The organism is Maridesulfovibrio salinus, from assembly GCF_055394525.1.
The window spans coordinates 2,835,469-2,861,026 of record NZ_AP042461.1; the positions used below are offsets into that span (position 1 = coordinate 2,835,469).

Genomic DNA, 25,558 nt, shown 5'->3' on the forward strand with positions numbered 1-25,558 from the left:
TTTGGAAATCAGCTTTTCAGCGTTCCATCAGAAGTTCGGCCAGTCTTGATGTTCGTGGAGGGGTATTGTTTTTGGGGTTGTTTGCGGTGAACAGACGTATTAATCACCGCAAGAAAACTCTACTTATGAATGGCCCAACTTAAGGAGTTGGATACTAATCCTTCTAACAAAAAGACGATGCTTTTAATAACTCCATAGTATATTCGCTTTCTGGAGCTGTAATAATTTTTTCTACCGGACCATACTCCACACACTGACCATCTTTCATCACCATCACGGTATGACAAAGGCCACTGACCAAGGCAATATCGTGAGAAATAAAAATCATGCTCATGTTACTTTTTCGAACCAAAGAACGTAGAAGGTCCGCAATACGAGCCTGAGAAGAAACATCGAGCGCACTGGTTGCTTCGTCACAGATAAGGAGTTCAGGTTCAGCAATCAAGGCTCGGGCTATGGCTGCACGTTGACACTGCCCTCCTGATATTTCCCAAGGATAACGATCCGCCAACTCAGGTGTAAGTCCTACTCGGCACATCAATTCATTGATATATTCATCCGCCGCATTTTTCCTTTTTCGATTAGTAAGGTTGCGTACAGCATCCCTCATGGTTACGCGAATTCTCTTATTCTGATCAAAAGAGGTTAACGGAATCTGGAACACCATCTGTGTCCGACGATAAAGGGTGCATAGGCTCCGCCTGTTCATGGCCGTAACTTCTTCTCCATCATATCTAATACTCCCCTCATCCGTCTTCTCTAACTGCAAGAGTTGTCTGGAAAGCGTGCTCTTGCCAGATCCTGATTCCCCCACAATTCCTAACACCTCACCATGAGAAAGAGTAAAACCGACGTCCCTGACTGCTTCTATCGTCCGTTCAGCAACACTGTACCGTTTTGTTACATTGCTCACTTCAAGAAACTTAGATGAATAATTATGAACAGGATAGGCTGTCCGCAAACAGGGAACATCGGATATCAATTTTTTCGTATATGAGTTCTGCGGTGAATTAAGAACCTCTCCGGTAACTCCACATTCAACAATCTCCCCCCGGTGCATGATGGCCACCCTGTCAGCAATATGCGATGCAAGAGAGATATTATGAGTAACCAAAAGGATTGATGCCCGGCACTCTTCACGCAAAATACGAAATTCCTCTATAACCTGCCTCTGGTTCATCACATCCAGAGCACTGGTAGGTTCATCAGCAAGAATAAGGCTTGGTTCCATTACCATAGCCATGGCCAGCGACACACGCTGACACATCCCCCCTGAAAGTTCAAAAGGGCAGCAATCCAACACCCGATCAGCATCGCCCAGCCCAAGCTTGGTGAACGCAGTCCGTATTGCAGCGAGAGATTTTTCAGTATCACTACGGTTATGGCTACGCATAGTATCCAGAAACTGGCTGCGTATCTTCCGTATGGGATTCATAGAAGTAGCTGGATTTTGAAATACCGTGCACAATTTTTCCCCTAGCAGTTGCCTACGCTCTTCAGCAGATAGCTTACTTACATTCCGCCCATTAAAAGTTAATCCGCCGCCGGAAATCCGTACTCCATTGGACGGAAGCCCCATTATAGTCTTTAAGACAGTAGACTTACCCGATCCGGACTCACCTACTAATGCGAAAATCTCTCCCGTACCTACCTCAAAGGAAATGTCTCGTATGACATCCTCTCCATTATATCCAGCGCTAAGATTCTGCAGCTTTAATACTGTATTTTTCATACACGATCCTCACCGAGATCCTTAACGTCGATACGATCACGCAAGGCATCCCCCAGATAGTTAAATACCATTACAGTAATAACCAGAGCCGCAGCCGGATACATCACAGTCCATGGAGCTGTACGCAGCATTCCTCTGGACTCACTGATCATACTACCCCACTCTGCCTGAGGAAGCTGTACGCCGAGCCCAAGGAAGGAAAGCCCTGCAAAACCAAGCATGACTGTACCAATCTGGGAAGTTGCAAAGGTGAGAAGTGAATTAAAAATATTCGGCAAAATATATTTGGCCATAATTACACCATCACTACAGCCTGAAATTCTGGCGGCCTGAATGAACTCCTCGTTTTTTAGCGAGAGAACCCGACTGCGTGCGAGGCGGGCATATGGTGTCCAGCTAGCAAATCCCATGGCCAGCATTGCGTTGCCCATTCCTCCTCCTAAAATACCGGCCACAGAAATAGCCAGAACCATCTGTGGAAAGGCCATAATGCCATCGATAAAACGCATAACAATCTTATCGGCAGAACCGCTGTAATAGCCGCAAAGAATGCCCACAAAAGCCCCGAACGTAGCAGTGACGAGAACCAGACTCAGAGCCGAAAAAATACTCGTCCGAGCACCGTATAGCAGACGAGAAAAGACACAACGCCCCATAGCGTCCGTACCCATTGGATACTCAGCACCCGGAGTCTCCCGCATACGCATTATGTGCGTGGCATACGGATCATTCGGAGCAAAGTGCTGAGCAAACAAACTTCCTACTATCAATAAAAGGGCTATAGCGATGAATACCCACATCCAAAAATCTTTATGTATTGTTTTCATACGGTTATTCTCAACTCTCAGTGACCCTTGGATCAAAATAACGGTAGGCTAGATCGGTCAGCAAATTAATGAGTACATAAATGATGGCAATATAAACTACGAACCCCTGTATAACCGGGTAGTCTCTGGCTGTAATGGCATCCATTACCAGCTTTCCCATTCCCGGCCACTGAAAAATAGCCTCAATGACAACGCTGCCGGCAAACAGATGCCCCACGGCAAAACCTATAACTGTCAATATGGAAAGCATGGAATTATGCAGTACGTCTTTAACAAGGATAGTACCGGACTTCACCCCTCTTGCTTGAGCTCCGGTTACATAGTTCTGTCCCAGTTCACCAAGCACCTCTGCTCTTATCTGCTTGATAAATTTACCCATTGTCGGCATGGCTAGAGCGACCGTAGGCAGGATAAGCCCCTGAAAACTGTTTTTCGCAAGTACTGGAAGCCACTGAAGAAACACGCAAAAAAGATAAATCAACAATAGAGCAGCCAGAAAAGATGGTACGGCATTGGCTAAAAAAGTTAAAAACCTGACAAGATAATCTGCAACTGTGTTTCTTTTGACTGCGGTCCAGATTCCAAGTGGGATGGATACAATCAGAGAAAGTGCCAGCGCAGAAACTGCCACCATTGCTGTTTTGCCCATTGCATTCCACATAAGCCGGGATACAGGCAGTCCTTTTGCGTAAGACTCACCGAGGTCTCCTTGCACGAAACACCATAACCAGTTTCCGTACCGAACCAGAAAGGGATCATTCAACCCCATGCTCTCCCGAGTGGCTTCGAGCACTTCCTCTGTTGGTGCTATCCCCTGAGCTATCAACTTTTTTTGTGCCGGATCTCCTGAGGCAAGGAACATAAGAGAAAATGTAATGAATGTTATCACTAAAAGCACAGGAATGAGCCTTAGTAGACGATTTTGGAAATATTTCAGCATAGTAAACCTGTAAGACACAAAAAGGCGTGTGGAGTATAATTCCACACGCCGTTGAAGAACATATCAGCTTTATGCATCAGTCATTTATAGTGGTATTGGCATTCAAAAAGTAGAAACTGATCGGGTTTCTTTCACTGCAATTTGCAACCCCGGCTCTCATGACCGTAGTCTTATTAAGGATTGCCAAAAAGCCCATAGCTTCATCGTTGACAATCTGCTGCTGAATATCAACGGCAAGCTTTGCCCGTTGTGCTGCGACAGGTTCCGAATAAAGCTGCTTGAGAAGTTTCTTGGCTCTGGCATTGTTATACCTGCCGGAAGTATATTTACCACCGCCGACTACACGTTCCATAAAATAATAAGGGTCAGCTGAAGGATTTGCGGTCATACAGTATACGCCGATATCGAAATCTCCAGTACTCATATAGGTCCCGTCCGGGTCCTCGGTAACACTCAACTTGGCCCTAATGCCTACAGATCTTAACTGTTCCTGCATAAGAAGAACTATTTTATCAATTGAACGAGCTGCGTAGTAAGCGATGTCCAGCTCAATTTCCTTGCCATCTTTGGCATAGTAGCCATTCTCATCAAGAGTATAGCCGAGTTCCTCAATAAACTTCTTCGCCTGCTCAGGGTCAAAACCGTGCTTTGTAATATTACCATATGCTGTAGTAGTACCATAGGCACCTACAGTGGGACTGGCCAGACCAGCGAGTAAAATGCATACATCACTAGGATTAATAGCCATATTGATTGCAGCACGAAGTTCTTTAGACGGAAGCCGCTCCATGCTTAAGTAGTAATAATACAGGCGGGAAGCAGGAATGGCGACAACCTTATACTTTTCAGGAGAGGCAGAAAAGATGCTGAGATCATTGGTTGTGGGACCGATATATGCATCAATCTCTCCATTCTGAAAAGCAAGGGAGAGAGTATCCGCGTCTGCAACATACAGCCCCTCAACTCCATCAAGACTTACCTTTCCCCCCCAATAATTATCATTACGCACAAGCTTGGTAGATACACCGGGCTCAAACTTATCAACCTTGAACGGCCCAGTACAGACAGGAGCATTATCTATATCTTTTGAGGCATCGAGGTTTACCATCGCCATATAGACATTACATAGCTCGTTAAGAACTGTAGGCAGGAGCTTAGGGGTAGAAATAGTAAATGTCTTCGCATCCACTACAGCTAAAGACGCGCCCCTAAGCATTTGAGACTTTTCATTTACCCTATTTGCACGCTCTATGCATTTTACTGCGATATCAGCAGTAAGCTTGCTGCCGTCGGAAAAGACTACATCATCCCGAAGCTTAATGGTCCAAGTATTTCCATCAACAGAAGCAGACTCGGCCAGCCAAGGAACAACAGCATACCTATCATCAATCCGGAACAGAGTCTCGGAAAGCCCCAAAGTAGACGTATACCAACCGAAAGATGATTTCTGCGGATCAAGGCTGGTATAGGTGTTAGCGAAAAGGTCTCCGATGCGTACAACTTTAGGCTGTGCAGCGGATACATTAAAAGCGGAAAGAGTCAAAACCACTAGCATCATAGAAAACACAATCAAGCACTTAGAAAAATTCGTGCTTACTTTTGAAAGCATCGTGCAATCTCCTTAAATAAAATAGTTTAATACAGATAAAAGAGTCGCTCAGGTAGGAACTCCAATCCGTGCGAATAAATAAAAACCTCTATGGAAGAATTTTTAAATGTAGTTATTTGTCGGCATAAACGATGAAGAACGAAGGACTGACACTCAACGCAAATGCATAAGGATTTTTCCCAAAGCACTGCCCGATATCCCATGACGAAACGTCATTGAACCCGGCACATTGTAATAATTTTTGTACTTCGTTTTTTTTAACACCTTCATATAAAGGCAAATGTTTCATCATACTGGCGTAATGAAGAAAAAAACGTAATGAGATCCTACTGTTCATTTGAAAGACACTCTTGAACAGGTTTGTTGGTATTTGATAAAACCGTTTCCATGTCTGGTTTTGCCAGAAACCATCTGAAACAATAATGCGCCCACCGGGCTTTAAGACTCGATGCCACTCTTTGAGTGCCAGATCAGGATTGGGCAATGTCCATATAAGATTTCTGGATACAACGACGTCGAAGCTGTTATCGGAAAAATCCAGATGTTCCGCATCACCGGTACGAAAATCTATAGAAAGCTCCATCTCTTCCGCCCTTTTCCGGGCGTTATTGATCATTTCCGGGGAAATATCTAACCCCGTTACATTAAAACCTGCACCGGCGAGGTAAAAGGCTAGTTGCCCGGGCCCGGTGCCTATATCCAATGCATCTTGATTTTGACCGGACTTTGCCAAAGTTTTTATTGTCGTATCCCAGGCCTTTTCCGTTTCCGGTGATTTCTCAACATCTAATGCGTAACTTGAACTCCGCCAATTCCAGTATTTTTCGATCTTACATTTCAATTTATCCATTCGAAATTATTCCTTAAAAATATTTAAATCCCTTACACCAGAGAAGTACAACACTCATATTGAGCCGCAATGCGTCGAACAATTTCCTACTTAGTAACACTAAATAGATACATACATTTTAAATCAAGCATTAAATTACATGATCATAAACCACATAAATGCAAAGTAATACAAATACTAAATTCATGCTACCAAGCTTGATGTTTAAGCACAAGTGTTTTCATCTCAGTAGGTTCCAGCTCAATATGACCTGCACTCCTCCTTATCTAGCTATGAAACAATCGTCCCAAACAATAAGAAAGCTCCCCTACTCAAAGTTAAGTTGGGGAGCTTTTATGCTAGCTGTTTCAGTTAAATTCTATGTTGCCTGCTCAAGAGGCTTTTTAGCTACAAATAGAGCCCCTGCAGTGACTATTGTTCCGATGATGATAGCTACAGTATATGGAATCAGACCGGTAACGGCGTTAGGAATTGGCAGCACAAAAATCCCACCATGTGGAACCATCAAGGTGCACTTCATGGTCATGGAGATGGCTCCGGTCACAGCAGAACCTAGCATGATGCATGGGATTACCCGGAACGGGTCACGCGCAGCGAACGGAATTGCACCTTCGGTGATAAAGGATATTCCCAAAACAAAAGCTGCTTTGCTTGCTTCATGCTCATCTTCGGTAAAACGATTTTTAAAAAGAGTAGCAGCCAAAGCCAAACCAAGCGGCGGAGTCATACCCGCAGCCATTACCGCGGCCATAGGCCCGTAAATCTTTGCGGAGAGCAATCCTACGGCAAAGGTGTATGCAGCCTTGTTTACCGGACCGCCCATATCAAATGCCATCATAGCACCAAGTAATAATCCGAGAGCTAAAGCACTAGTCCCCTGCATGGATTGCAACCATTCGGAAAGGGATGTCAGGGCAATCTTTACCGGCGGACCAATTACATAAATCATAAGTAAGCCGACTACGAGAGTAGATAAAAACGGTAGGATCAATACAGGCTTGAGTCCCTGCAGATTCTGGGGGAGCTTAATCCTGTCATTAAGAAATTTGGTAAGATACCCGGCAATGAAACCGGCAACAATACCACCGAGAAATCCGGCACCGACATTGGTAGCAAGTAGCCCACCGACCAAACCGGGAGTAATACCGGGACGCTGAGCTATGGAATATGCGATAAATGCCCCAAGAACAGGAACGAATAGGGAAAAAGCCCCTGCCCCACCGATTTGCATAAGAGCCCAGCCGAAGGTCCCTTGTTGATCACCGGCGTAAATACCACCGAAGGCAAATGCCAACGCAATTAGTAAACCACCGGCAACAACAACCGGGAGCATATAGGAAACACCAGTCATTAGATGGCGATATGGTCCGGTCCGGGCTGCGGAACGCTCTTTCTTCAATTCCTCAACCTGTCCGGCAAGATCCTGCTGAACGACAGGAACAGCAGCCAATGCGGATTTGACAACCAATCCGCCATCCCTCAAGGCATCCTTGGTACCTGTTTCATAAAGTGGCTTACCAGCAAAACGCTTAAGATCGACAAATGCATCAGCAGCAATAACTACAGCATCAGCACGCGCTATATCGTCATCACTAAGAACATTTTTGGCCCCAACAGATCCTTGAGTCTCAATCTTAACTTCATGCCCAAGAGCTTCAGCAGCTTTACGTAATGCTTCAGCAGCCATAAAAGTATGTGCTATGCCGGTCGGACAGGAGGTGACCCCTACAATATACTTACGTCCACCCTCTGAAGCAGAAGACACAGCCTGTGCGCTAAAATCCTCAGCTTCCTTCAAAGCTATCTCAATAATTTCCTTTGTCTTGCGAATGGCATCGCTTGTAGAGACAGCATGCATGGGCTTATCCTGAAACCTTGTAGGGTCAACATGAATATCTGCAGCAATGATAACAACATCGGCATCATCAATGACCTGCTGGCTAAGGACATCCTTTGCGCCTTCTGCCCCTTGAGTCTCCACTTCAACGCTATGTCCCATGCTGGCGCCGACTTTCTTCAGTGCTTCGGCAGCCATAATGGTATGAGCAACACCGGTAGGACATGCCGTTACGGCAACAATCTTTGACATAAAAGTTCTCCCTTACAAGCTTACTGATTCAACAATTACCTGTTCTTCCAATCCCTTAGCAACATCAATTCTTTCCAGACTGGGACCAGCCTGAGCCACTGTCGCGGCAGACAGGGATGTTGCAAGGCGCACCCGTTCCTTTAATGAAAGCCCAAGCGCAACTCCCGCCACCAGACCGCCTATCATGGCATCACCGGCTCCCACAGTGCTGACCGGATCTATCTCCGGAGGTTTAGCTAAAAGTTCCTCTTCTCCATCTGTGAACAAGGCGCCCCGCGCTCCAAGGGAAACAGCCACGTTGGCTATGCCGGCCCTGTTCATGTTTCTCATTTCATCAAATATGTCCCGGCTATCCTTAAGTGGACGCCCAACCAACTCTGACAACTCATCGTCATTAGGCTTAATCAACCACGGCCCCACCTTAATCGCACTGACAAGAGCCGGACCGCTGGTATCAACAACGGCTTTTGCTCCCTTGCTCTTAATGACTGCTACCAGCCGCCCGACGACATCCGGAGAAACACCGGATGGTAGACTTCCGCCGATCACCACCATCGACGCATCCTCGGCCAATTTGCCAACCCTGTGCATCAACTCTTCTACATGCTCCTCACCCGGAGACAGGCCAGGGAAATTGATATCAGTGGTTGATTCCGTACTCGGATCAAGGACTTTAATGCCGATACGAGTTTCACCCGGAACACGGACAAAATCATCAACAAGCCCCTTCTCCTTGAATAACCTTTCAAATATACCTGCATTGTCCCGGCCAAGAAATCCGGTCACAATCACCGGCAGATCAAACTTGCGTAGCAGAACGGCAATATTTACACCCTTGCCTGCCGCATCAGTCTGATACTGTGTGACCCTGTTGACCTTTCCAGCAGTAAAATCCGGAATCTTACAGGCCAGATCAATAGCCGGATTCATAGTCACAGTAACGATATTAGTTTTAGTGGACATAAGCTTCTCCACATTAAGGCAAGCTTAAAGCCCGCACTTCCTTACCGTTGCGACAGGCTAATGCTTTCCGTGCCAACTTACGGGCCGACTCCATGCTTATGGCACGCATATGAGCCTTTACTGCGGCAATACTAGGCACAACCATACTAAGTTCCTTGACACCCAATCCCGCAAGAATGGCGGCTCCGAGAGGTTCCCCGGCCAATCCGCCGCATACGCCGGTCCATATTCCGGCTTCCTCAGAAGCCTTGACCACCTGCTCGATGAGGCGCAACACTGCCGGATGCAGACTATCCGCCTTGGCGGCTAGGGTCGGGTGAACACGGTCGATAGCCATGGTGTACTGAGTCAGATCGTTAGTACCTACAGAGAAGAAATCCACTTCCTTCGCGAATTCAGGGGCCATAGCAGCAACAGAGGGAACTTCAACCATGATTCCGATCTCAATAGACTCAGCACCAACCTCAATACGGGCCTTTTCAGCAAGCCGTTTTGCCGCATCAAGATCTTCAAGAGTTGCGATCATGGGAAACATGATTCTGATAGGTCCGTACTTGGATGCACGATAGATGGCACGCAGTTGGGTTAGGAACATTTCAGGTCTGTTTAAACAGAGACGGATTCCGCGTTCACCGAGAAACGGGTTGTCTTCCGGCGGCAGATCCAGATATGAGACAGCTTTGTCACCACCGATATCAAGGGTGCGAATGATTATGGGCAAGCCGTTGAGAGCTTCAACCATGGCCTTATAGTTCTGGTACTGCTCTTCCTCGTCCGGAGGGGTATCCCGCTCCAGAAAAAGAAATTCGGTACGCATGAGCCCCACACCCTCGCCTCCAGCATTGACGGCCTTTTCCGCCTCGCTGACCTTACCTATGTTAGCAACGACTTCGACACGTTCACCGTCGGTGGTTAAAGCAGGTTCGAACCGGGTCCGATATTCTTCATTACGCTGCTCTTCCAACCGCAGCTTGGTCTCATTTGCGGTCTTGATGTCTGCTTCGCATGGTTCAAGATAAAGGTTACCGGAATCACCATCTAAAATTGCAACGGTATCATTGGCAACTTCAAGCAGACTGGGACCGGCTCCTACTATGGCGGGAATTCCGAGCGAACGGGCTATAATGGCAGAATGTGAGGTCGGCCCGCCACTGGCTGTACAGAAACCAAGTATTAAAGCGGGATCCAGTTGTGCCGTATCAGATGGAGTTAAATCTTCAGCTATGAGTATCACTGGCGATTCAGGAGTGAACGGTTCATCCTGTACAATTCCTGCCAAGTGCTTCAGCACACGACGCCCAACATCACGTAAGTCCATAGCCCTGGCTGCAAGCAACTCATCGGCATGTTGCTCCATTACATGGACACGGTCATCAATCACCTGCCGCCATGCGTAACCTGCGCTTTTACCATTGCGAATCAGGTCATGGGTTTCGGCCAGCATTTCAGGATCGTCGAGAAAAGCTTCATGAGCCTTAAAAATTGCCGCACGCGGTTCACCTGACTTAGCCCGCACTTCTTCATATAAATGGTGCAAATTCTGACGTGCAGCATTAATTGCATGGTTCAATTCGTCTAATTCATGCTGCGGATCTTTAGCCAGTGCTTCAACCACAATGCGCCTCTGAGTCAACTGATGCACCTGACCTAAAGCAAGTCCGGGGGATGCAGTACAACCGGGAATTGTTTTCTTTACATTCTCAGGCATCCAACCATGCGAAACTTGCGTATCAATAGCGTCCTCTGCCTCTTCACCAAGACCGGCATCCACGGCTTCCTTCAATGCAGAAAGAGCAATTCCGGAATCAAAACCCTTAGCGTGAATACGAACAGTTTTTCCGCCGGAAACACCAAGTTTTAGAAGGGAGGCAAGACTTTTCCCGTTACCGGAACGACCATCAAACTCAACCTGGATTTCAGCATTGAATTGCTTAGCAATATCCACAAAATAAGTTGCAGGCCGGGCGTGCAATCCATGCTCACCCATAACAGTCACATCAATAGACGAATCGAAATCTGATACATCAAGAATCGGAGCCGGACGGGATTCTGTTTTGCATTCCCCGCTGAGAACACCCACGATATCTGACGCATTTTTAGTTACAACAAGGCGGGCTACAGTCTCTTCATCATCAAGTACGTGGGTCAGGTTGGTCAGGATTTCAATATGCTCGTCAGATTTGGCAGCAATGCCTATAACCAGATTTACAATTTCTCCGGGATTCCAGGCAACTCCTTCCGGAACCTGCAGAACGGCAACACCTGTCTTAATAATTTTATCCCTGTTTTCGGGCAGTCCGTGCGGAATGGATATACCGTTTCCAAGAAAAGTATTTGCAACGCCTTCCCTGCGTTTCATACTATCGATATACTCAGGCTCAATATAACCCTGCCGCACCAGAATCTTACCTACTTTTTCAATTGCTTCAGTTTTTCCTGAAGCAGTTGCTCCCAACTCAATGCTTGTCTGGTCAAAACTGATCATGCCTGCCTCCTGTAACAATTCTTATTTTTGAAATTTTTTTGTAATCGATTACAATTTATTTTAAAAAGATTTGTTATTTCACCTTATACTCCACTGGCTAAAGAATTTGGTTTTATTATACATACAATTTAAATCTTGTAAATAGATAGAGTTCTACAGGGGGATAGCTCAAAATATATTTTAAAAAATAAGCCATTAGAGACAAAATACCGCCATTTTGCATTAAAAAAGTTGTAAATTTTTATGAAATCGATTACATTTTTATATATTAAGTGAGGTAACATATGAGAATAAAAGATATTGCTGAAGCGGCAGGAGTTTCTACCGCTACTGTTTCGCGAGTTTTAGGCGGTAAACCTAATGTCCGGCAGGAAGTCCGTGAAAAAGTACTGAAAGTAGTTGCCAAAACCAATTACAAACCAGACAAAGCGGCTCAAAGATTACGCTCTAAAAAATCTACCTATATTGGACTTATCGTTGCTGATATTCAAAGTCCATTTTTTGCTTCAGTAGCAAGAGCGGTAGAGGATGTAGCCCAAAAGAACAATTACAGCGTAATCTTCTGTAATACTGATGAAAACCATGAAAAAGAACGTATGTACCTTGAAATGATGCAGAGTGAAAACGCTGCCGGAATTATCTTAGCTCCTACCCTGCGACTTTCAGACAACTTTGAACTGACCAGATATTACACATCGCCCATTGTCGTCATCGACAGAGAGGTTCGCGGATATGCTGCCGACATGGTTCTTATAGATAACCATCAAGCTGCTGTGGAATTAACCAGACATGTGCTTGCACACGGTTACAAAAGCATTGCAGCTCTTTTCGGCGACAACAGCGCCACAGGGCAGCAGCGTAAGTCTGGTTTCGCCGAGGCTGTACGAGAGGCGGGACTTGCAGATGAGAACGTAATGACCAAAACCCTCCCAGCCACGGATCAGGCCGCCCATGAAACAGTCACACAATTATTGAATCTTGCGACTCCACCTGAAGCGATTATCACCAGTAACGGTAGACTTGGAGCTGGAGCATTCAGAGCCATACGAGATAAAGAATTGCCTGTTCCTGAATCCGTAGCTTTTGCGAGCTTCGACGAATCCATATGGACTTCCATGACCCGACCCGCAATCACTGTAGTGGAGCAACCGACTTATGCCATTGGGCAGACTGCCTGTGAATTGCTGCTTAAACGTATTGATGATCCTAAACGACCGACACGGAAGGTGGTTCTTGAAAGCAGACTAGTCGTAAGGCAGTCCTGTGGCGGAAAAATATAAAAAATACTCAAAATACATCCCTACCCCTCACTCAAACGATAACTAGTACTCCGCCCGCCTCCGGGGTTCTGCACCAGTATTCCGCGCTCCTTCAGATCCTTGATGTCACGCAGGGCTGTATCTGTGGAGCATTTTGCCAGCTTGGCGTACTTTGAAGAGTTCATGTAGCCCTTGAAATTTTCGTCGAGCATGCGCTCAAGCACAGACCGCTGACGTTCATTCACAGGAGACTGCTGGGATATCCGTTCCCACAGGCTGGCTTTATGGAGTACATGGCTCAGCGTGGATTCAGCATTGATCAGGGCTTCTTTCAGGCAATCCAGAAACCACTCCAGCCATTTGGTGATTTCTGGCGTGCCGCGCTGCTGCCTTTCCAGATGGGAATAATAATCCTTACGCTTCAGCTCAATCTGCGTGGACATGCTGTAATACCGCTCTGCCGCCGCATCAGCACGGGCCAAGGCCATATCCGCGATTGTACGCGCAATACGCCCGTTGCCGTCTTCAAAGGGGTGAATGGTAACAAACCACAGGTGGGCTATTCCGGCACGTAGAACCGGATCAGTATCATCTTCGCTCTCAAACCATTCCAGAAATCGAGCCATCTCATCTTCAAGGCGGTCAGCATGTGGAGCTTCAAAGTGGACTTTCTCACGGCCCATAGGCCCGGAGATAACCTGCATGGCTCCAACTTCCGCAGGACGCCAGTCTGCAACGGTTATCCGCTTAATGCCGCTGCGCCCCATTGGGAAAAGAGCCGCATGCCAGTCGCAGAGCCGATCCTTGGTCAACGGCTCCGCATATCGCTGAGTGGCGTCGAGCATCATTTCGACTATGCCGTCTACATCACGCCCTGCCGGTTTCAGCCCGGCAATGTCGATTCCCAGACGCTGGGCAATAGAGGACCGTACCTCCTCAGGGTTGAGGAGTTCCCCTTCTATGGCTGAAGAATGAACGATGTCATTGGTGAGAGTCTTCAGGCCCGCCTCATTTCTCAGATCAAAGCCCAGATTCCCAATCTTACCCAGCAGCACGCCCTGTCGATGGCGGACGTCTGCCAGTTTGGAAATAAGCTTTTCCGCGTTCCAAGAGAAGTTCGGCCAGTCTTGATGTTCGTGTATCCACATTGCTTTTGCCCTTGTTTGCGGTGAATGTTGGTGTTATTCGCCGCAGGTTTTGCGGTGATTATAGGTGGTGTTTGGGGCAAAGGCAAATAAAAACACAATCAACAAACAAATAAACATTTACTTATTTAACAGCTTAACAATAACAAATATTGAGTATATACAAGTCTCACTAGCAAGCTTAACCAACACACGAGAACATAATGAAGATACAAAGAATACTGATTAAAAACTTTAAGGGTATATCCCATTTCGAAGCCAAAGGTTTAAAAGATTTTATAGTAATTGCCGGCCCTAACGGATGCGGCAAATCTACAATATTTGATGCAATAAGGCTTCTAAAAAGTTATTACGGTTCTTATGGAAACGATGAAACAGATATGTTCTGGAATGAGTTCCAACTAAAAAGAGGAACACAAGTCAACATCAAGCCATTGTTTAGAGATGCAAACCAACCAATCCACATAGAAATAGACTTTGAATTTACTGATGAAGAAAAAGAATACATGAGAAGCAATGCAAGAAGCTTCAATGAACTTGATTTAATACGACAGCACAATAAAATTCCATATTCAAAACCAGCATCATCAATAAACTATACGATCTCGATAGACGAGAAGGACAATTTTTCAAAACTGGTAGATGAGGCAACCTCGCAATTTATCATACTCGTTGGCCTAAAAAAACATAACGCGATGATTGAAATAGATCCAAATGGATCTGTGAAATTCAGAAATGATAAAGTTATTCACTTTGCACTCAGTTCATTTGAACCTAATAAAATTGGAATCATCGATTTAATTGGAGCAAACCGCACCTTTAACAAAGTAAGTTCAACAAATATAAATGTAAATTTTTCTAATAATTTTGAAAACTATAAAAACAGTTCCCTCTACAACACTGCCAATAAATACAGCCAAATAAAACAAGAACTAGCTGCGTCATACTTAAAAAGCCTGTTGTTAGAAAAGAAAGGCATGAATAATGAAGGAAAAAACCTTGAAGAATCTATGCAATCACTTTTTTCAAAATTTTTTCCAAATAAAACATTTCTTACACCATTGGTTCAACAAGATGGAATAATAAGTTTTAACGTTCAAATTTCCGATGGTTCTATTCATGACATAGATGAACTTAGCCTTGGCGAAAAAGAAATTGTCATGGGATACCTTAGACTGCACAACCTAAATGTAAAAAACTCAATCCTGCTATTCGATGAACCAGAATTGCATTTAAACCCAAGACTAATTCGCGAATTACCAATATTTTACAAAAATGAGTTAGGTAAAGGTAAAAATCAAACATGGCTAATTACCCACTCTGATGCTTTACTTAAGGAAGTGGCTCGCTACGAGGACTCTTCAGTCTACCATATGTTACCAGCTTATCAATGTATTCCTGAGTCGCAACAACTTCATAGAATTTCATCAGAAGACAACATAGAATTGGCAATCCTAAATCTAGTTGGTGACATGTCACAGTACTCCCCTGCTTCCGACATTCTATTTTTAGAAGGCGAAAATTCCGAATTCGACAAAGAACTTGTGCTTAAACTTTTTCCAGAAATTGCAGGTAAATTCAACATCATATCTGGCACATCTAAACGAAAAGTATATTTATTTGCCGAATTATACACACAAATTCTAGAAGAAAGAGGTGATAAAACTAGAGTGTACTGTATTGTCGACAGAGATAGAGGTTTTGATCTGCAATCATCTATGGAAAAACTATCTTGGAACGCTTATCACATTGAAAATTATTTATTAAACCCAGAAATCATATATGATGTTTTAAATTCAGCAGGTTTTAATAATAAATTTAACTCAATAGAAGATGTTGAAAATTCTTTAAAATCTTGGGCGTATGATTGTATTCCCAAATTAATAGTTGATAATTTCCAAGATTATTTAAATTCAAAAATTGTTAGCAAAATCAATATTGGAATTAACCCAAATGAAGACGATATTGCAGCTGCATTTCGCAAAAACATCTTACATAACCTAGAAAAACTACAAGGACTCGAAAGAGATTTTCAAGAATCATTCTTCCAAAGTGAAATTTCCCAAATCAAAAATGAATTAGAAAAAAAATTTAACGAGAGTTGGGAAAATGAATGCATAGGACGAAAAGTTCTCAAAAAATTAACCTCACAACTACCGGGGTTAAATTATGAAGTATTAAAAAATTTGATAATTTCAAAAATGGTTGAACGTGGATATAAACCACAAGGCATGCATAAAGTCCTACATCAAATTTACCCAGAGATTTAATTTTTTTACCACACCACGAGTACCCACACGAGTACACCAATTTCCTCAACTTAAAAAACCCAACAATACCGACACCATACAGCCCAAATTAGATGTCCCCCGCCTCCACCATTCCATCATTTTCATACCGTCCCATACAGTTTTACAAAGAACGCTAAACCCTTGTTATTCATACGAATAGCAAGGATTTTTTCGTTTTTTCTACGTTCGTTATAGTTAGCTTAACCCCGTTGACATCCATCAAACTACTTCAAAACATTTTTATTCGATCAGCATTGCTACTTTCCTTATGGCATTTTTTATAATCAACTACTGGACCACAACGGGCGTTCAGGGTAACGGAGAGAAGGCGCTGATAAATGTTAGAAAAAACAAACAGATGGAAACTGCATTATGACTATACTAGACCGGGCTTGGAATGTTGTTGAACAGATTCGCTCCAGAACACCGCTTGTACACAGTATCACCAACTATGTGGTGATGAATAATACGGCCAATGCCTTGCTGGCTATTGGTGCATCACCCATCATGGCCCATGCGCAGGAAGAGATGCAGGAGATGGTAGGCATTTCAAACAGCCTCGTGTTGAATATCGGGACGCTGAGCGAGCCATGGATTACCAGCATGCTTGTTGCCGGGAAGGCGGCAAAGGCGGAATCTAAGCCGGTTGTTTTTGATCCGGTAGGTGTTGGCGCAAGTTCATTCAGGACGCAGACCTCTACAAAAATTCTTCAGGAAGTCGGGCCTACTATTATTCGTGGTAACCCCTCAGAGATTATGGCTCTTGCTGGCGCAGACGGACAGACCAAAGGTGTGGACTCCATGCATGAGACGCAAACGGCCGAGGCAGCGGCTAGATATCTTGCAGAGCTCTTTGATTGTGTAGTGGTAGTAAGCGGAGAGCTGGATATGGTGGTTTCCCCCGCAAATACTGTTTGGTTGCGGGGCGGCAGTCCTCTAATGCCCAAAGTGACCGGCATGGGATGCACTTCTACAGCCATTTGTGGAGCCTGTGCTGCAGTAGCCGAATCTGCGTTTGATGCAGGCGTGGCGGGTATGGTTATAATGAATACTGCTGGCGGGATGGCTGCAGCCAAGGCCGATGGTCCCGGCAGCTTTCAAATGCATTTTCTCGATGCCCTCTATTCGCTGGATAAAGATGACTTAGTATCGAATTGTAAAGTGGAACCTTAATGATTCAGCGGCCTAATTGTCACGAAGCATAATCCTACTTACTAATAATCCTCACGTGAAATACATTCAACCGGTAACTGCTACTTCACCTGTAATTCCCGCAAGTAAACGTGCGCACGCTAGTTGAATTCCTGGACCGGATTGATCTGTAAGATATTAATGCAGGATTTCACCTTGCAGTCCTTGCGTATTCATGCAAGGTCATTTTTTGCGACGCATCAAAGCGTAATGGCAAGACGATAAGGCCAATTAAGAATATTATATTAAAACTTACAGGAGTACGTAATGGCAAAAGCATCTGCACGACATCTTTTGGTTAGTGATGAACAGACCTGTCTGGACCTGAAAAAGCAAATTCAGGACGGCGCAGACTTTGGTGAACTCGCAAAGAAACACTCCAGCTGTCCTTCCGGTCAGCGCGGTGGCGAGCTCGGTGAGTTCCGCCCCGGCCAGATGGTCCCGGAATTTGATACTGTTGTGTTCAATGAAGCCGTTGGCGAAGTTCACGGCCCCGTAAAAACACAGTTCGGTTACCACCTGCTGATCATTGATAGCCGCGAAGACTAAACAACTCTTCACCGCTAGAAAAAATAAAGCCTGACTTAGTCAGCAATCTGAAAGGGCTTACATCATAATGATGTAAGCCCTTTATTTGAATTGTATTATGAAACAGAGGGAGAGATTATCTTCGGATAGTCTCCGCCACGTCAAGCAGGCGCTCTCTCACGGTGAACATATAGCGAGCCATTTTTCCGCGGTGATCGGCGAACATGGAATCTTCTTTACCTCGCAAGACAATCGCAGGGTTGAAAGTGCAGATTTTGTTCATGGCCGTCATAGCCTCTTCAAGGTTCTGGGCTCCACCCTTGTCCACATTAGTAATCTTCTCGGGGTACAGTTCCTTCAGCACGGTGATTACATCACGCAGAACCAAAGTCATGCCCTGCGCGAAGTAAACACGATCATCCAGCTCGGACCATGACAAAGTCCCGCCGGGTGCGGAGAGCCAACCGAGTGGAACGTCAATGAAGTTCTTGGAGAGGATAAAGGTCAACATCTCATAGATTTCATTGGCCTTAATATTGACAATGGCACGGACATCATCCTTCTTCTTTTTGGTTACCTTCATACCAATCAGCTTATCGGCGTATTTGTGCACGTTAGCCACGCCATCCTGATATGCTGAATTGGAAGATCTCTCAAAGAAACCCCATATACGAGGACCATAGGTAAAATCACGCTCACGAGCTTCTTGCATCCACTTATTCTCAGGGTCCATGGAACCATATTTAGCCATGGTAGTGGAGAAGAACTTCTGCAAAAGAGTTGTAGCTGTGAGAACTCCAAGTTTGCGATTGACCGCGTTATCAAAATGGGATTTAGGATTCACGAACAGATACTGCGGGGTCCACCCGTCAGCCAGTTCGGTCTCCAAACGGGACACAATCGCCAATGCCAGAACTCTGCCCTTCAAAGTTTCAATACGTTCCTTCTCTGCATCAGATACATCCGGATTATTGAAGGCAGGATCGGACTGAACCGCTGTTATCTCCGAATGAACAGACGGGGATATCTCAGGCCACTCGGTAACGGAAAACATATAGCCAATGCCCGAATAGGCCCACCAAAGTCCCCACAATAACAAGGGGATAAAGATAGCTGATATCTTGCCACTTGTCGGAACAAGTTTATTCAGTCTTTTAAAAAAACTCATAATTTCACCTTTTTTCTTTCTTATTCAAATGATTACCTTGTCTTGATCATTCAGCCGAGCCTGAATTTACCCCGGACTGAATGCGGCGAATGTAGATTTAATTTATCGCAAGGGCAATGGTTTTGAATTTAAAGAGCTTAAAACATATACTCAGGCCGTATTGCCTCTAAATTTTTACCCCCCAAGAATGTTGGGATACTCTACACCTAGCCCGGAAAACAAATTCCCAGCTGTTCAAAAGAATAACAAGGGATTCATTCGCGCGATTCTCGGCATCAAATTTATATTGCGACCAGTCAAAATCCTATTCTACATAGGAAAAGACACAGACCTTATCAAAATCAGGGACTTTAACGATGAGCCCTTCATTTTTCAAAAACAGTGCAGTATCAGCAAGGCTGTTAATTATTCCTGTATCTAACCGAAGGTGATACTCATGGCGCTGTACAGCCCTTTTCACAGCTGCAGCAGGCATGCCTGTTTCCTGCCGCATTATCTCGATAACCTGTTCAGGATTCTCAGCTGCGTAATTTTCAGCCTTTTTGAGAGCCTTCATAAGCCTGACCATTTCATCAGTATTTTTATCGAGTAATTCGTTAGAAGCAAGCAGCATTATGGGATACTCATTTCCAAGCCCACCCAATGTCATAAGCTCTTGGGAAACCTTGCCCTCCATAAGGGATGGAGTAGGTTCGCTGGCCACGAATGCATCTACGGAACCGGCTGCCAAAGCATCATTCATAACCGCTGGAGAAAGATCCGTAATTCTGATTTCGGAGGCTTTCACTCCACCCTGCTTTAAAGCTTTCAACAATCCACCGTATGTAGAAGTCCCCTTCTTGACAGCCAGTCTTTTACTGCGAAGGTCTTCCAGACTCGAATAAGCACTGCCTTTCCTAACCATAATCCTGTGCCGATGCTCTCCAGTAGCGTGGCTGGCGATAATCTTGAATCTGTCCGTTCGGCTTACGGTGATGACAGCTGTTGTATCCCCCATAGCTCCGACATCTGCAGCTCCGGAATAAATGGCTTCCGCGCAAGCGGGACCGCTGCTGAAAGTAAGGGGGGTCACATTCAATCCTTCAGCCTCAAAGAAACCTTTACTGACTGCAACAATCGGTATGACACTTCCTATCCTGTCCTGAAAGGCGAATCTGATCTCGCGTGAATCAGCTATGGCATCGGAGACCGTTAAAAAGCATAAAAGACATAGTAACAACATTGAATATCTAATTTTCATTTACTGATCCTTATCTGCTTATGCAGCATGGCATTCGTGTTAAAATAGCTCGCAATTCTTTTTGGATACTGGAAATTTCGCTTGAGAACCTGTCCCTTTCCCCTGAACGCTTGATGTGCATATCCGCATGAATACCGGTGACTGCATCTCCCAGTATAATAATCCTGTCAGCAAGGTATGCAGCTTCATCCACACTGTGAGTTACATAAATTATCGTTCGGTCTTTACCTCTCCATGATTTTACAAGACTTTCCTGAAGATGCTCCCGCGTATTTGCATCAAGAGCGCTGAACGGTTCGTCCATGAGCATTATCTTCGGCTCAAGAGCCAGTACACGGGCAATTGCTACTCTCTGGCGCATCCCTCCGGAAAGAGCCCGGGGATATTTGTCCGCATGCTCGTCCATTCCTGTTATTTTCAGATATTCTGACGCAATTTCAGTACATTTACTGCGGCTGTACTTCATCTGCTTCAAACCGAACTCAACATTATTAAGGACGCTCAACCATGGAAATAAATTCGAATCCTGAAAGACAACACCGCGATCAGGACCGGGCTCGCTGACCGGAAGTCCTTCAACTTTGATATTCCCTGAATCCGGTGAAATAAAACCTGCGGCAAGATTAAGAAAAGTCGTCTTTCCGCATCCACTCGGTCCCAGCACGCAAACCAGTTCCCCTTTTTCAACTTCCAGATTCAAATTATGAATAATTGAAACAGGCTTCCCGCCATTCACACTGAAACTCTTGCAGACATTATTGAATCCAATCATCCGTATCCGCCTAAGCTGCCCAAAGATCGACAGTTTTCATTTCAAGCCATCGCAAAAGGAATTTTTCGAAAAACAATCCAATTGCCACGATTATACCGATGCAGGCAAAAGACGCGGAATAATCCAGTGTCCAACGGGCTTGTATAATTGAATAGCCCAGACCTGTGCCGGTTCCAACGACCATTTCTGCGGCAACAAGAACACGCCATGCGGTCCCAAGGCCGATGCGGAGTCCACTTATAATTGAAGGAAGTGATGCGGGAAGCAGAACCTGAAAGAAAAGTCTGCCCCGGCCTGTCCCCATCATTTCGGCAGCTCTGATATAATTTGAATCCACTCCTCTGATGCCATCGATCACACTGATGGCGATCGGCGCGAAAGCTGAAATGCTGATCATTGCCACCGTGGCGGACTCGCCGATACCTAAAATCAGTATTGCAACCGGAATCCATGCAAGCCCGGGCACAAGCAGTAAAAACTGCGGTATTCCTCTGGTAGTCCTTTCAAACCACCTGCTCCAGCTGACCAGTAAACCGAATGAGATTCCACCGGCAACGGCGATACTGAATCCGTACAGCCATCTTTCCAGACTTGCGAGGATATGCATTGAAAGACTGTGGCCTGATAATTTCTGCCCGTTGAACAATTCATATAAACGATGAATTGTCTCAAAAGGATCAGGGAACTCAACCCCTCGGAAAGACTCAACTGACAGGGCTGTAACTTCCCAGAGCACGAAAACAAGGATTACAGGAAGGATCTTATGACAATTTTTCAGGAAACACTTGAACATGATCAAATCATTGTCTCGATAAAAAGAAGGAAGGGGGAAGTTCTTTCTTTGCTTTTGCAATAAATGACTCAATAAGTCCTGTCTGCATCTGCATGGTGTAAATCCAGTTTTGCAGACAGGCTTCTCCGGATTCGGTCAGCCTATATTTTTTTCTGGAAGGCTTTTTACCGCTAATATCCACCTCTGAGGTGAGTATTCCTCGCTTTTCGAGTGCATTCAGATGGCGATAGATTCCTGTTATATTCAACCCTGCGCCAAAAGGCTCAAGATATTCTCCAATCATTTCGGCCAGAGCATACCCATGCAGTTCGGTATGCTCGAACAGCAGCAGTAATATCCAGGGAGCAGCATAGGTTGTTGAACTCTTACCGGTACACGGGCAGTCCTTAATTATGTCTTTCATATTCTACATTGTATAATACTGTTTTGAACAGGTCACTAAATTTATAATCATTCATATAAGAAATACGCCCCTCCCCCTCCAATCAGTTATAATTATAGCAGAACGAAATCCCATAGACTGAAATTACGTTCCAATTATTACCTTTGCCTTGAGGTGTACAAGTTAGCCACTACTTTAAACATCATTAACTAATTTATTTTATTTAAAAAACTACCCCACATCAGAACCATTAAACTCATTGCGATACAATTAAATACAAAATCACATGACTCTTATTCTTGACAAATGCCTCGCTTTACTTGACTAATCAATTGGAGTTGATATTCGTTTTCAACTTCAAACAAGGAGAGAGACATGCATGAACAGAAAAGAATGAGAAAGCGGAAAGGGAAATGCTGCCTGCTGGGCAACATCAAGTCCGGTGACCGTGTTAAAATAATCTGCCACCGTTCCGAGGGCGCAGTGCGTCAAAGACTTCTTGATCTTGGTTTTGTTCCTGAGACAGAAATAGAAGTAATTCGCCGAGCTCCAATGGGCGATCCCATCGAATGCCGTGTAGCTAACTACAAAGTAGCACTGCGTGAATCTGAAGCGGATCTTATCGAAGTGGAATCACTTAAACAGTAAACGGCCCACTAACATTTAAACGCAGAGACGGAAAAAATGACTACCACTACCGATCCCAGCTCAAAAGAACTGCTGGTGGGGCTGGTTGGACAGCAGAATGCAGGAAAGTCTACCACCTTTAACATGCTTACCGGGGCCAACCAGCATATCGCGAACTATCCCGGTGTAACTGTTGATAAGAAATCCGGAATCTACCGCCACGAAGGTATTCGAGTTGAAACAATCGACCTCCCGGGCACATACAGCTTGACTTCATTTTCATTAGAGGAACGTGTTGCAAGGGATTTTCTGATTAATGAAAAGCCGGATGTACTCGTAAATGTGGTAGATGCCTCTTCACTTAAAAGAAGCCTCTATTTTACTTTCCAGGTTATGGAAATGGGCTTCCCGGTAATAGTTGCACTTAACATGATGGACGTTGCCAAGCGCAATGGGACGTATGTTGATGTTTCTCGACTGGAGCATCGTCTGGGTGTTTCCGTTATACCGACTATCGGGCGCAGAGGAAAAGGTAAAAAAGAACTCAGGGACTGCATACTCAAGACAGCTAACAGAACAGAACATAATACTCTTGATATTACTTATGAGAAGCTTGAACCGGAACTGCAGTTACTTCAAAACAAACTTGAAGAAGCAGGACTGGGAGAAAAATACCCTTTGCGCTGGCTCACAGTAAAACTTGTAGAAGGAGACAGTGAAGCGGTCAGCATAGTTACAAAGGCCTTAGGGAAAGGTTCTGAGCCACTGATGGAAGCAACCAGGATCAAAGAGGAATTTGAAGAAGAACACTACATGGGCGTAGCTGATTTCATGGTCGGCTGCCGAGACCGTCTTGCAACAGACATCATTGAGTCGTGCGTTACCGAAGAGAAAGAAGGTAAGGACACTATTACCGATCTGATCGATAATATTGTTCTGAACCGCTTTGCCGCTCCGATATTCCTTATTGCTACTGTTTTCATTATCTATCAGCTTTCCATTGTTAAAGGATATGAACTGACCAACTACTGGTGGCCTTATCTGGCGAAAATCAGAAGTTTCATTGCCATGGCCCTTCCAGATGCAGGACTTCTGCAGGACCCCTACCTCCGCTCTATGGGCCTCTGGATTGTTGACTCCGCCAACGGGCTGCTGAACTATATCCCGATCTTTCTGATCCTTTTCGCTTTGATCGCCATATTAGAGGATAGCGGATACATGGCCAGAATCGCTTTTATTCTGGATAAGCTGTTCCATTCTTTCGGATTACACGGTCAATCAACACTTCCATATATTCTGGGTGGTGTTTTTGCTGGCGGGTGCGCCGTGCCCGGTGTTATGTCCACCAAGGGCATACCCGACGAACGATCGAGAATGGCTACCATTCTCACTGTCCCGTATATGAACTGCCTCGCTAAAATTCCGTTTTATACCCTTTTAGTAAACGTATTCTTTGCCCCTTATAAATCATGGGCAATGCTTTTCCTGTCAACCTTCACTATTTTTGCGGCTCTGCTTATCGCTCGTCTTCTGACTGCCACCGTACTCAAAAGTAAAGAGACAGCTCCTTTTGTCATGGAACTTCCCAAGTACCATCCGCCGACCATTTTCGGCGTGGGGCAACGAGCCCTTGAGCGTACATGGCAGTACATTAAAAAAGTCGGAAGTATCGTTGTGGCTGTTTCTGTTTGCGTTTTTACCCTGCTCCAGTTCCCGGGAGTACCGGAACAGCAAATGACGCAGTTCGAAGCTCAGATGGACTCAGCTATCACTGCTTTCCAGAAACGGATAGCAACCAGTTCTTATGCTGATCAATTCAAAGACGAAGCAGCTATCCTCTCGCTGATTAACGTCTACTCTGATTACAAAGCTGAGAGAATGACCATCAGGGGTAAGGATGCATCACTGGCTCTCTCTGAGCGCTATCAGGAAAAGTACCCTTACATGTTCAGATTCCTGAAACCAGGATCAGATAAGGATGCCAAAAAAGTCAACAGAGCCATGAGAGGACTGAGTTCTAAAAGAAAGGCCCTGAGACGTCAGATGAAGGAAGTCCAGATCAGTACCAGTTTCCTTGGCATGATTGGACGCTCTCTGGAACCTGTCACACAATGGGCCGGTTTCAACTGGAAAATCAACGTGGCAATTCTGTCCTCCTTTGCGGCAAGGGAATCCAGTGTAGCTACTATAGGAGTCCTATACCAGCAGGGAGCTGACGAGAACAAAAGTCTGGAAGAACGGATGGGCAACGAATCCGAGGAAGGAGGGTTCACCCCGCTTCACGCACTGGCTGTCATGGTTTTCTTCGCACTGTATCCGCCCTGCCTCGCGACCACGATCATGATCAAGGTTCAGACTGGTTCGTATAAATGGATGCTGTTTTCCATGATCTTCCCGACATTACTGGGATTTGCAGCGGCATCATTTATCTATACTGGCGGAAATGCCGTCGGTCTTAGTGGAATACAGATGATGGGAGTCTTTTACGGGGCTGTAGTATTGCTGACAGTAATACTTGGACTCTTTAAAAACTGGCAAAAGCCGCCAGCTCCACTACCTGACTTCGCCCAGCAAACGGCTAAGGATAACAACTAATAAAAACTGATTGCCAACTGTCTTTGAGAACAGACCAAAATTAATGCCTCTGTCCGGAAATCATTCCGGACA

20 protein-coding genes are annotated in these 25,558 nt (G+C 45.0%); 6 read left to right on the forward strand and 14 right to left on the reverse strand.

The annotated features are described in order from the left end of the window. Positions 1-163 precede the first annotated feature (163 nt). The 8 genes from ACZ5PW_RS12885 to ptsP all read right to left on the reverse strand — a co-directional run bounded on the left by ACZ5PW_RS12885 (position 164) and on the right by ptsP (position 11,495). The gene (locus tag ACZ5PW_RS12885) at positions 164-1,732 is read right to left on the reverse strand and encodes an ABC transporter ATP-binding protein (protein ID WP_464554324.1); all 1,569 of its coding nucleotides are present in this window, start codon (positions 1,730-1,732) and stop codon (positions 164-166) included. Then, entirely contained in the window at positions 1,729-2,559 is an 831-nt protein-coding gene (locus ACZ5PW_RS12890; RefSeq protein WP_464554327.1) for an ABC transporter permease, read from the reverse strand. Before ACZ5PW_RS12890 ends, ACZ5PW_RS12885 begins: the two co-directional genes overlap by 4 nt. A 10-nt stretch (positions 2,560-2,569) precedes the next feature. Next, entirely contained in the window at positions 2,570-3,499 is a 930-nt protein-coding gene (locus tag ACZ5PW_RS12895) for an ABC transporter permease (protein ID WP_320175655.1), read from the reverse strand. Positions 3,500-3,575: 76 nt separating this feature from the next. Beyond that, positions 3,576-5,057 (reverse strand): ABC transporter substrate-binding protein, encoded by a 1,482-nt coding sequence (locus ACZ5PW_RS12900; protein ID WP_464554331.1) that lies wholly within the window; start codon positions 5,055-5,057, stop codon positions 3,576-3,578. A gap of 163 nt (positions 5,058-5,220) precedes the next feature. Continuing rightward, on the reverse strand, positions 5,221-5,958 hold the full coding sequence (locus tag ACZ5PW_RS12905; RefSeq protein WP_464554335.1) for a class I SAM-dependent methyltransferase: 738 nt from the start codon (positions 5,956-5,958) through the stop codon (positions 5,221-5,223). Positions 5,959-6,316: 358 nt separating this feature from the next. Continuing rightward, a complete protein-coding gene (locus ACZ5PW_RS12910) occupies positions 6,317-8,047 on the reverse strand; it encodes a PTS fructose-like transporter subunit IIB (RefSeq protein WP_464554338.1) in 1,731 nt (576 codons plus the stop codon). Between the two features lie 12 nt (positions 8,048-8,059). Beyond that, the gene (gene pfkB, locus ACZ5PW_RS12915) at positions 8,060-9,010 is read right to left on the reverse strand and encodes a 1-phosphofructokinase (protein ID WP_464554340.1); all 951 of its coding nucleotides are present in this window, start codon (positions 9,008-9,010) and stop codon (positions 8,060-8,062) included. Positions 9,011-9,023: 13 nt separating this feature from the next. Then, positions 9,024-11,495 (reverse strand): phosphoenolpyruvate--protein phosphotransferase, encoded by a 2,472-nt coding sequence (gene ptsP, locus ACZ5PW_RS12920; RefSeq protein ID WP_464554343.1) that lies wholly within the window; start codon positions 11,493-11,495, stop codon positions 9,024-9,026. Positions 11,496-11,779: 284 nt separating this feature from the next. On the opposite strand from ptsP, the gene ACZ5PW_RS12925 reads away from it, so the two are divergent. Beyond that, positions 11,780-12,775, forward strand: coding sequence for a LacI family DNA-binding transcriptional regulator (locus tag ACZ5PW_RS12925; protein ID WP_464554348.1), 996 nt, complete (start codon positions 11,780-11,782; stop codon positions 12,773-12,775). A 20-nt stretch (positions 12,776-12,795) separates the two neighbouring features. Here the strand turns inward: ACZ5PW_RS12925 and ACZ5PW_RS12930 are convergent, their stop codons facing one another. Beyond that, entirely contained in the window at positions 12,796-13,902 is a 1,107-nt protein-coding gene (locus ACZ5PW_RS12930) for a Fic family protein (RefSeq protein WP_464554352.1), read from the reverse strand. 200 nt (positions 13,903-14,102) lie between these two features. On the opposite strand from ACZ5PW_RS12930, the gene ACZ5PW_RS12935 reads away from it, so the two are divergent. The 3 genes from ACZ5PW_RS12935 to ACZ5PW_RS12945 all read left to right on the forward strand — a co-directional run bounded on the left by ACZ5PW_RS12935 (position 14,103) and on the right by ACZ5PW_RS12945 (position 17,930). Further along, complete coding sequence (locus tag ACZ5PW_RS12935) at positions 14,103-16,169, forward strand: AAA family ATPase (RefSeq protein ID WP_464554356.1); 2,067 nt, start codon at positions 14,103-14,105, stop codon at positions 16,167-16,169. Positions 16,170-16,562: 393 nt separating this feature from the next. Beyond that, entirely contained in the window at positions 16,563-17,363 is an 801-nt protein-coding gene (gene thiM / locus ACZ5PW_RS12940; RefSeq protein WP_464554360.1) for a hydroxyethylthiazole kinase, read from the forward strand. Positions 17,364-17,648: 285 nt separating this feature from the next. Beyond that, a complete protein-coding gene (locus ACZ5PW_RS12945; protein WP_464554362.1) occupies positions 17,649-17,930 on the forward strand; it encodes a peptidylprolyl isomerase in 282 nt (93 codons plus the stop codon). Between the two features lie 115 nt (positions 17,931-18,045). Here ACZ5PW_RS12945 and ACZ5PW_RS12950 read toward each other — a convergent pair whose 3' ends face one another. The 5 genes from ACZ5PW_RS12950 to ACZ5PW_RS12970 all read right to left on the reverse strand — a co-directional run bounded on the left by ACZ5PW_RS12950 (position 18,046) and on the right by ACZ5PW_RS12970 (position 22,285). Continuing rightward, on the reverse strand, positions 18,046-19,077 hold the full coding sequence (locus ACZ5PW_RS12950) for a hypothetical protein (RefSeq protein WP_464554366.1): 1,032 nt from the start codon (positions 19,075-19,077) through the stop codon (positions 18,046-18,048). 304 nt (positions 19,078-19,381) lie between these two features. After that, a complete protein-coding gene (locus tag ACZ5PW_RS12955) occupies positions 19,382-20,317 on the reverse strand; it encodes an ABC transporter substrate-binding protein (RefSeq protein ID WP_464554371.1) in 936 nt (311 codons plus the stop codon). A gap of 10 nt (positions 20,318-20,327) precedes the next feature. Further along, on the reverse strand, positions 20,328-21,089 hold the full coding sequence (locus tag ACZ5PW_RS12960; protein WP_464554375.1) for an ABC transporter ATP-binding protein: 762 nt from the start codon (positions 21,087-21,089) through the stop codon (positions 20,328-20,330). A 10-nt stretch (positions 21,090-21,099) separates the two neighbouring features. Next, positions 21,100-21,882, reverse strand: a complete 783-nt coding sequence (locus ACZ5PW_RS12965) for an ABC transporter permease (protein WP_464554379.1) — start codon at positions 21,880-21,882, stop codon at positions 21,100-21,102. 7 nt (positions 21,883-21,889) lie between these two features. Next, positions 21,890-22,285, reverse strand: a complete 396-nt coding sequence (locus ACZ5PW_RS12970) for a PadR family transcriptional regulator (protein WP_464554384.1) — start codon at positions 22,283-22,285, stop codon at positions 21,890-21,892. A gap of 354 nt (positions 22,286-22,639) precedes the next feature. On the opposite strand from ACZ5PW_RS12970, the gene ACZ5PW_RS12975 reads away from it, so the two are divergent. Both ACZ5PW_RS12975 and feoB read left to right on the forward strand, forming a co-directional pair. Further along, on the forward strand, positions 22,640-22,912 hold the full coding sequence (locus ACZ5PW_RS12975) for a FeoA family protein (RefSeq protein ID WP_464554388.1): 273 nt from the start codon (positions 22,640-22,642) through the stop codon (positions 22,910-22,912). Between the two features lie 36 nt (positions 22,913-22,948). Continuing rightward, on the forward strand, positions 22,949-25,486 hold the full coding sequence (gene feoB / locus ACZ5PW_RS12980) for a ferrous iron transport protein B (RefSeq protein WP_464554391.1): 2,538 nt from the start codon (positions 22,949-22,951) through the stop codon (positions 25,484-25,486). Positions 25,487-25,558: the final 72 nt, after the last annotated feature.

Coding starts and splice junctions, on each gene's coding strand:
- ACZ5PW_RS12925 (WP_464554348.1), top strand. CDS start 11,780: ATGAGAATAAAAGATATTGCTGAAGCGGCAGGAGTTTCTACCGCTACT.
- ACZ5PW_RS12960 (WP_464554375.1), bottom strand. CDS start 21,089: ATGATTGGATTCAATAATGTCTGCAAGAGTTTCAGTGTGAATGGCGGG.
- ACZ5PW_RS12965 (WP_464554379.1), bottom strand. CDS start 21,882: ATGTTCAAGTGTTTCCTGAAAAATTGTCATAAGATCCTTCCTGTAATC.
- ACZ5PW_RS12945 (WP_464554362.1), top strand. CDS start 17,649: ATGGCAAAAGCATCTGCACGACATCTTTTGGTTAGTGATGAACAGACC.
- ACZ5PW_RS12975 (WP_464554388.1), top strand. CDS start 22,640: ATGCATGAACAGAAAAGAATGAGAAAGCGGAAAGGGAAATGCTGCCTG.
- ACZ5PW_RS12950 (WP_464554366.1), bottom strand. CDS start 19,077: ATGAGTTTTTTTAAAAGACTGAATAAACTTGTTCCGACAAGTGGCAAG.
- ACZ5PW_RS12885 (WP_464554324.1), bottom strand. CDS start 1,732: ATGAAAAATACAGTATTAAAGCTGCAGAATCTTAGCGCTGGATATAAT.
- thiM (WP_464554360.1), top strand. CDS start 16,563: ATGACTATACTAGACCGGGCTTGGAATGTTGTTGAACAGATTCGCTCC.
- pfkB (WP_464554340.1), bottom strand. CDS start 9,010: ATGTCCACTAAAACTAATATCGTTACTGTGACTATGAATCCGGCTATT.
- ACZ5PW_RS12955 (WP_464554371.1), bottom strand. CDS start 20,317: ATGAAAATTAGATATTCAATGTTGTTACTATGTCTTTTATGCTTTTTA.
- ACZ5PW_RS12905 (WP_464554335.1), bottom strand. CDS start 5,958: ATGGATAAATTGAAATGTAAGATCGAAAAATACTGGAATTGGCGGAGT.
- ACZ5PW_RS12930 (WP_464554352.1), bottom strand. CDS start 13,902: ATGTGGATACACGAACATCAAGACTGGCCGAACTTCTCTTGGAACGCG.
- ACZ5PW_RS12895 (WP_320175655.1), bottom strand. CDS start 3,499: ATGCTGAAATATTTCCAAAATCGTCTACTAAGGCTCATTCCTGTGCTT.
- feoB (WP_464554391.1), top strand. CDS start 22,949: ATGACTACCACTACCGATCCCAGCTCAAAAGAACTGCTGGTGGGGCTG.
- ACZ5PW_RS12935 (WP_464554356.1), top strand. CDS start 14,103: ATGAAGATACAAAGAATACTGATTAAAAACTTTAAGGGTATATCCCAT.
- ACZ5PW_RS12910 (WP_464554338.1), bottom strand. CDS start 8,047: ATGTCAAAGATTGTTGCCGTAACGGCATGTCCTACCGGTGTTGCTCAT.
- ptsP (WP_464554343.1), bottom strand. CDS start 11,495: ATGATCAGTTTTGACCAGACAAGCATTGAGTTGGGAGCAACTGCTTCA.
- ACZ5PW_RS12900 (WP_464554331.1), bottom strand. CDS start 5,057: ATGATGCTAGTGGTTTTGACTCTTTCCGCTTTTAATGTATCCGCTGCA.
- ACZ5PW_RS12970 (WP_464554384.1), bottom strand. CDS start 22,285: ATGAAAGACATAATTAAGGACTGCCCGTGTACCGGTAAGAGTTCAACA.
- ACZ5PW_RS12890 (WP_464554327.1), bottom strand. CDS start 2,559: ATGAAAACAATACATAAAGATTTTTGGATGTGGGTATTCATCGCTATA.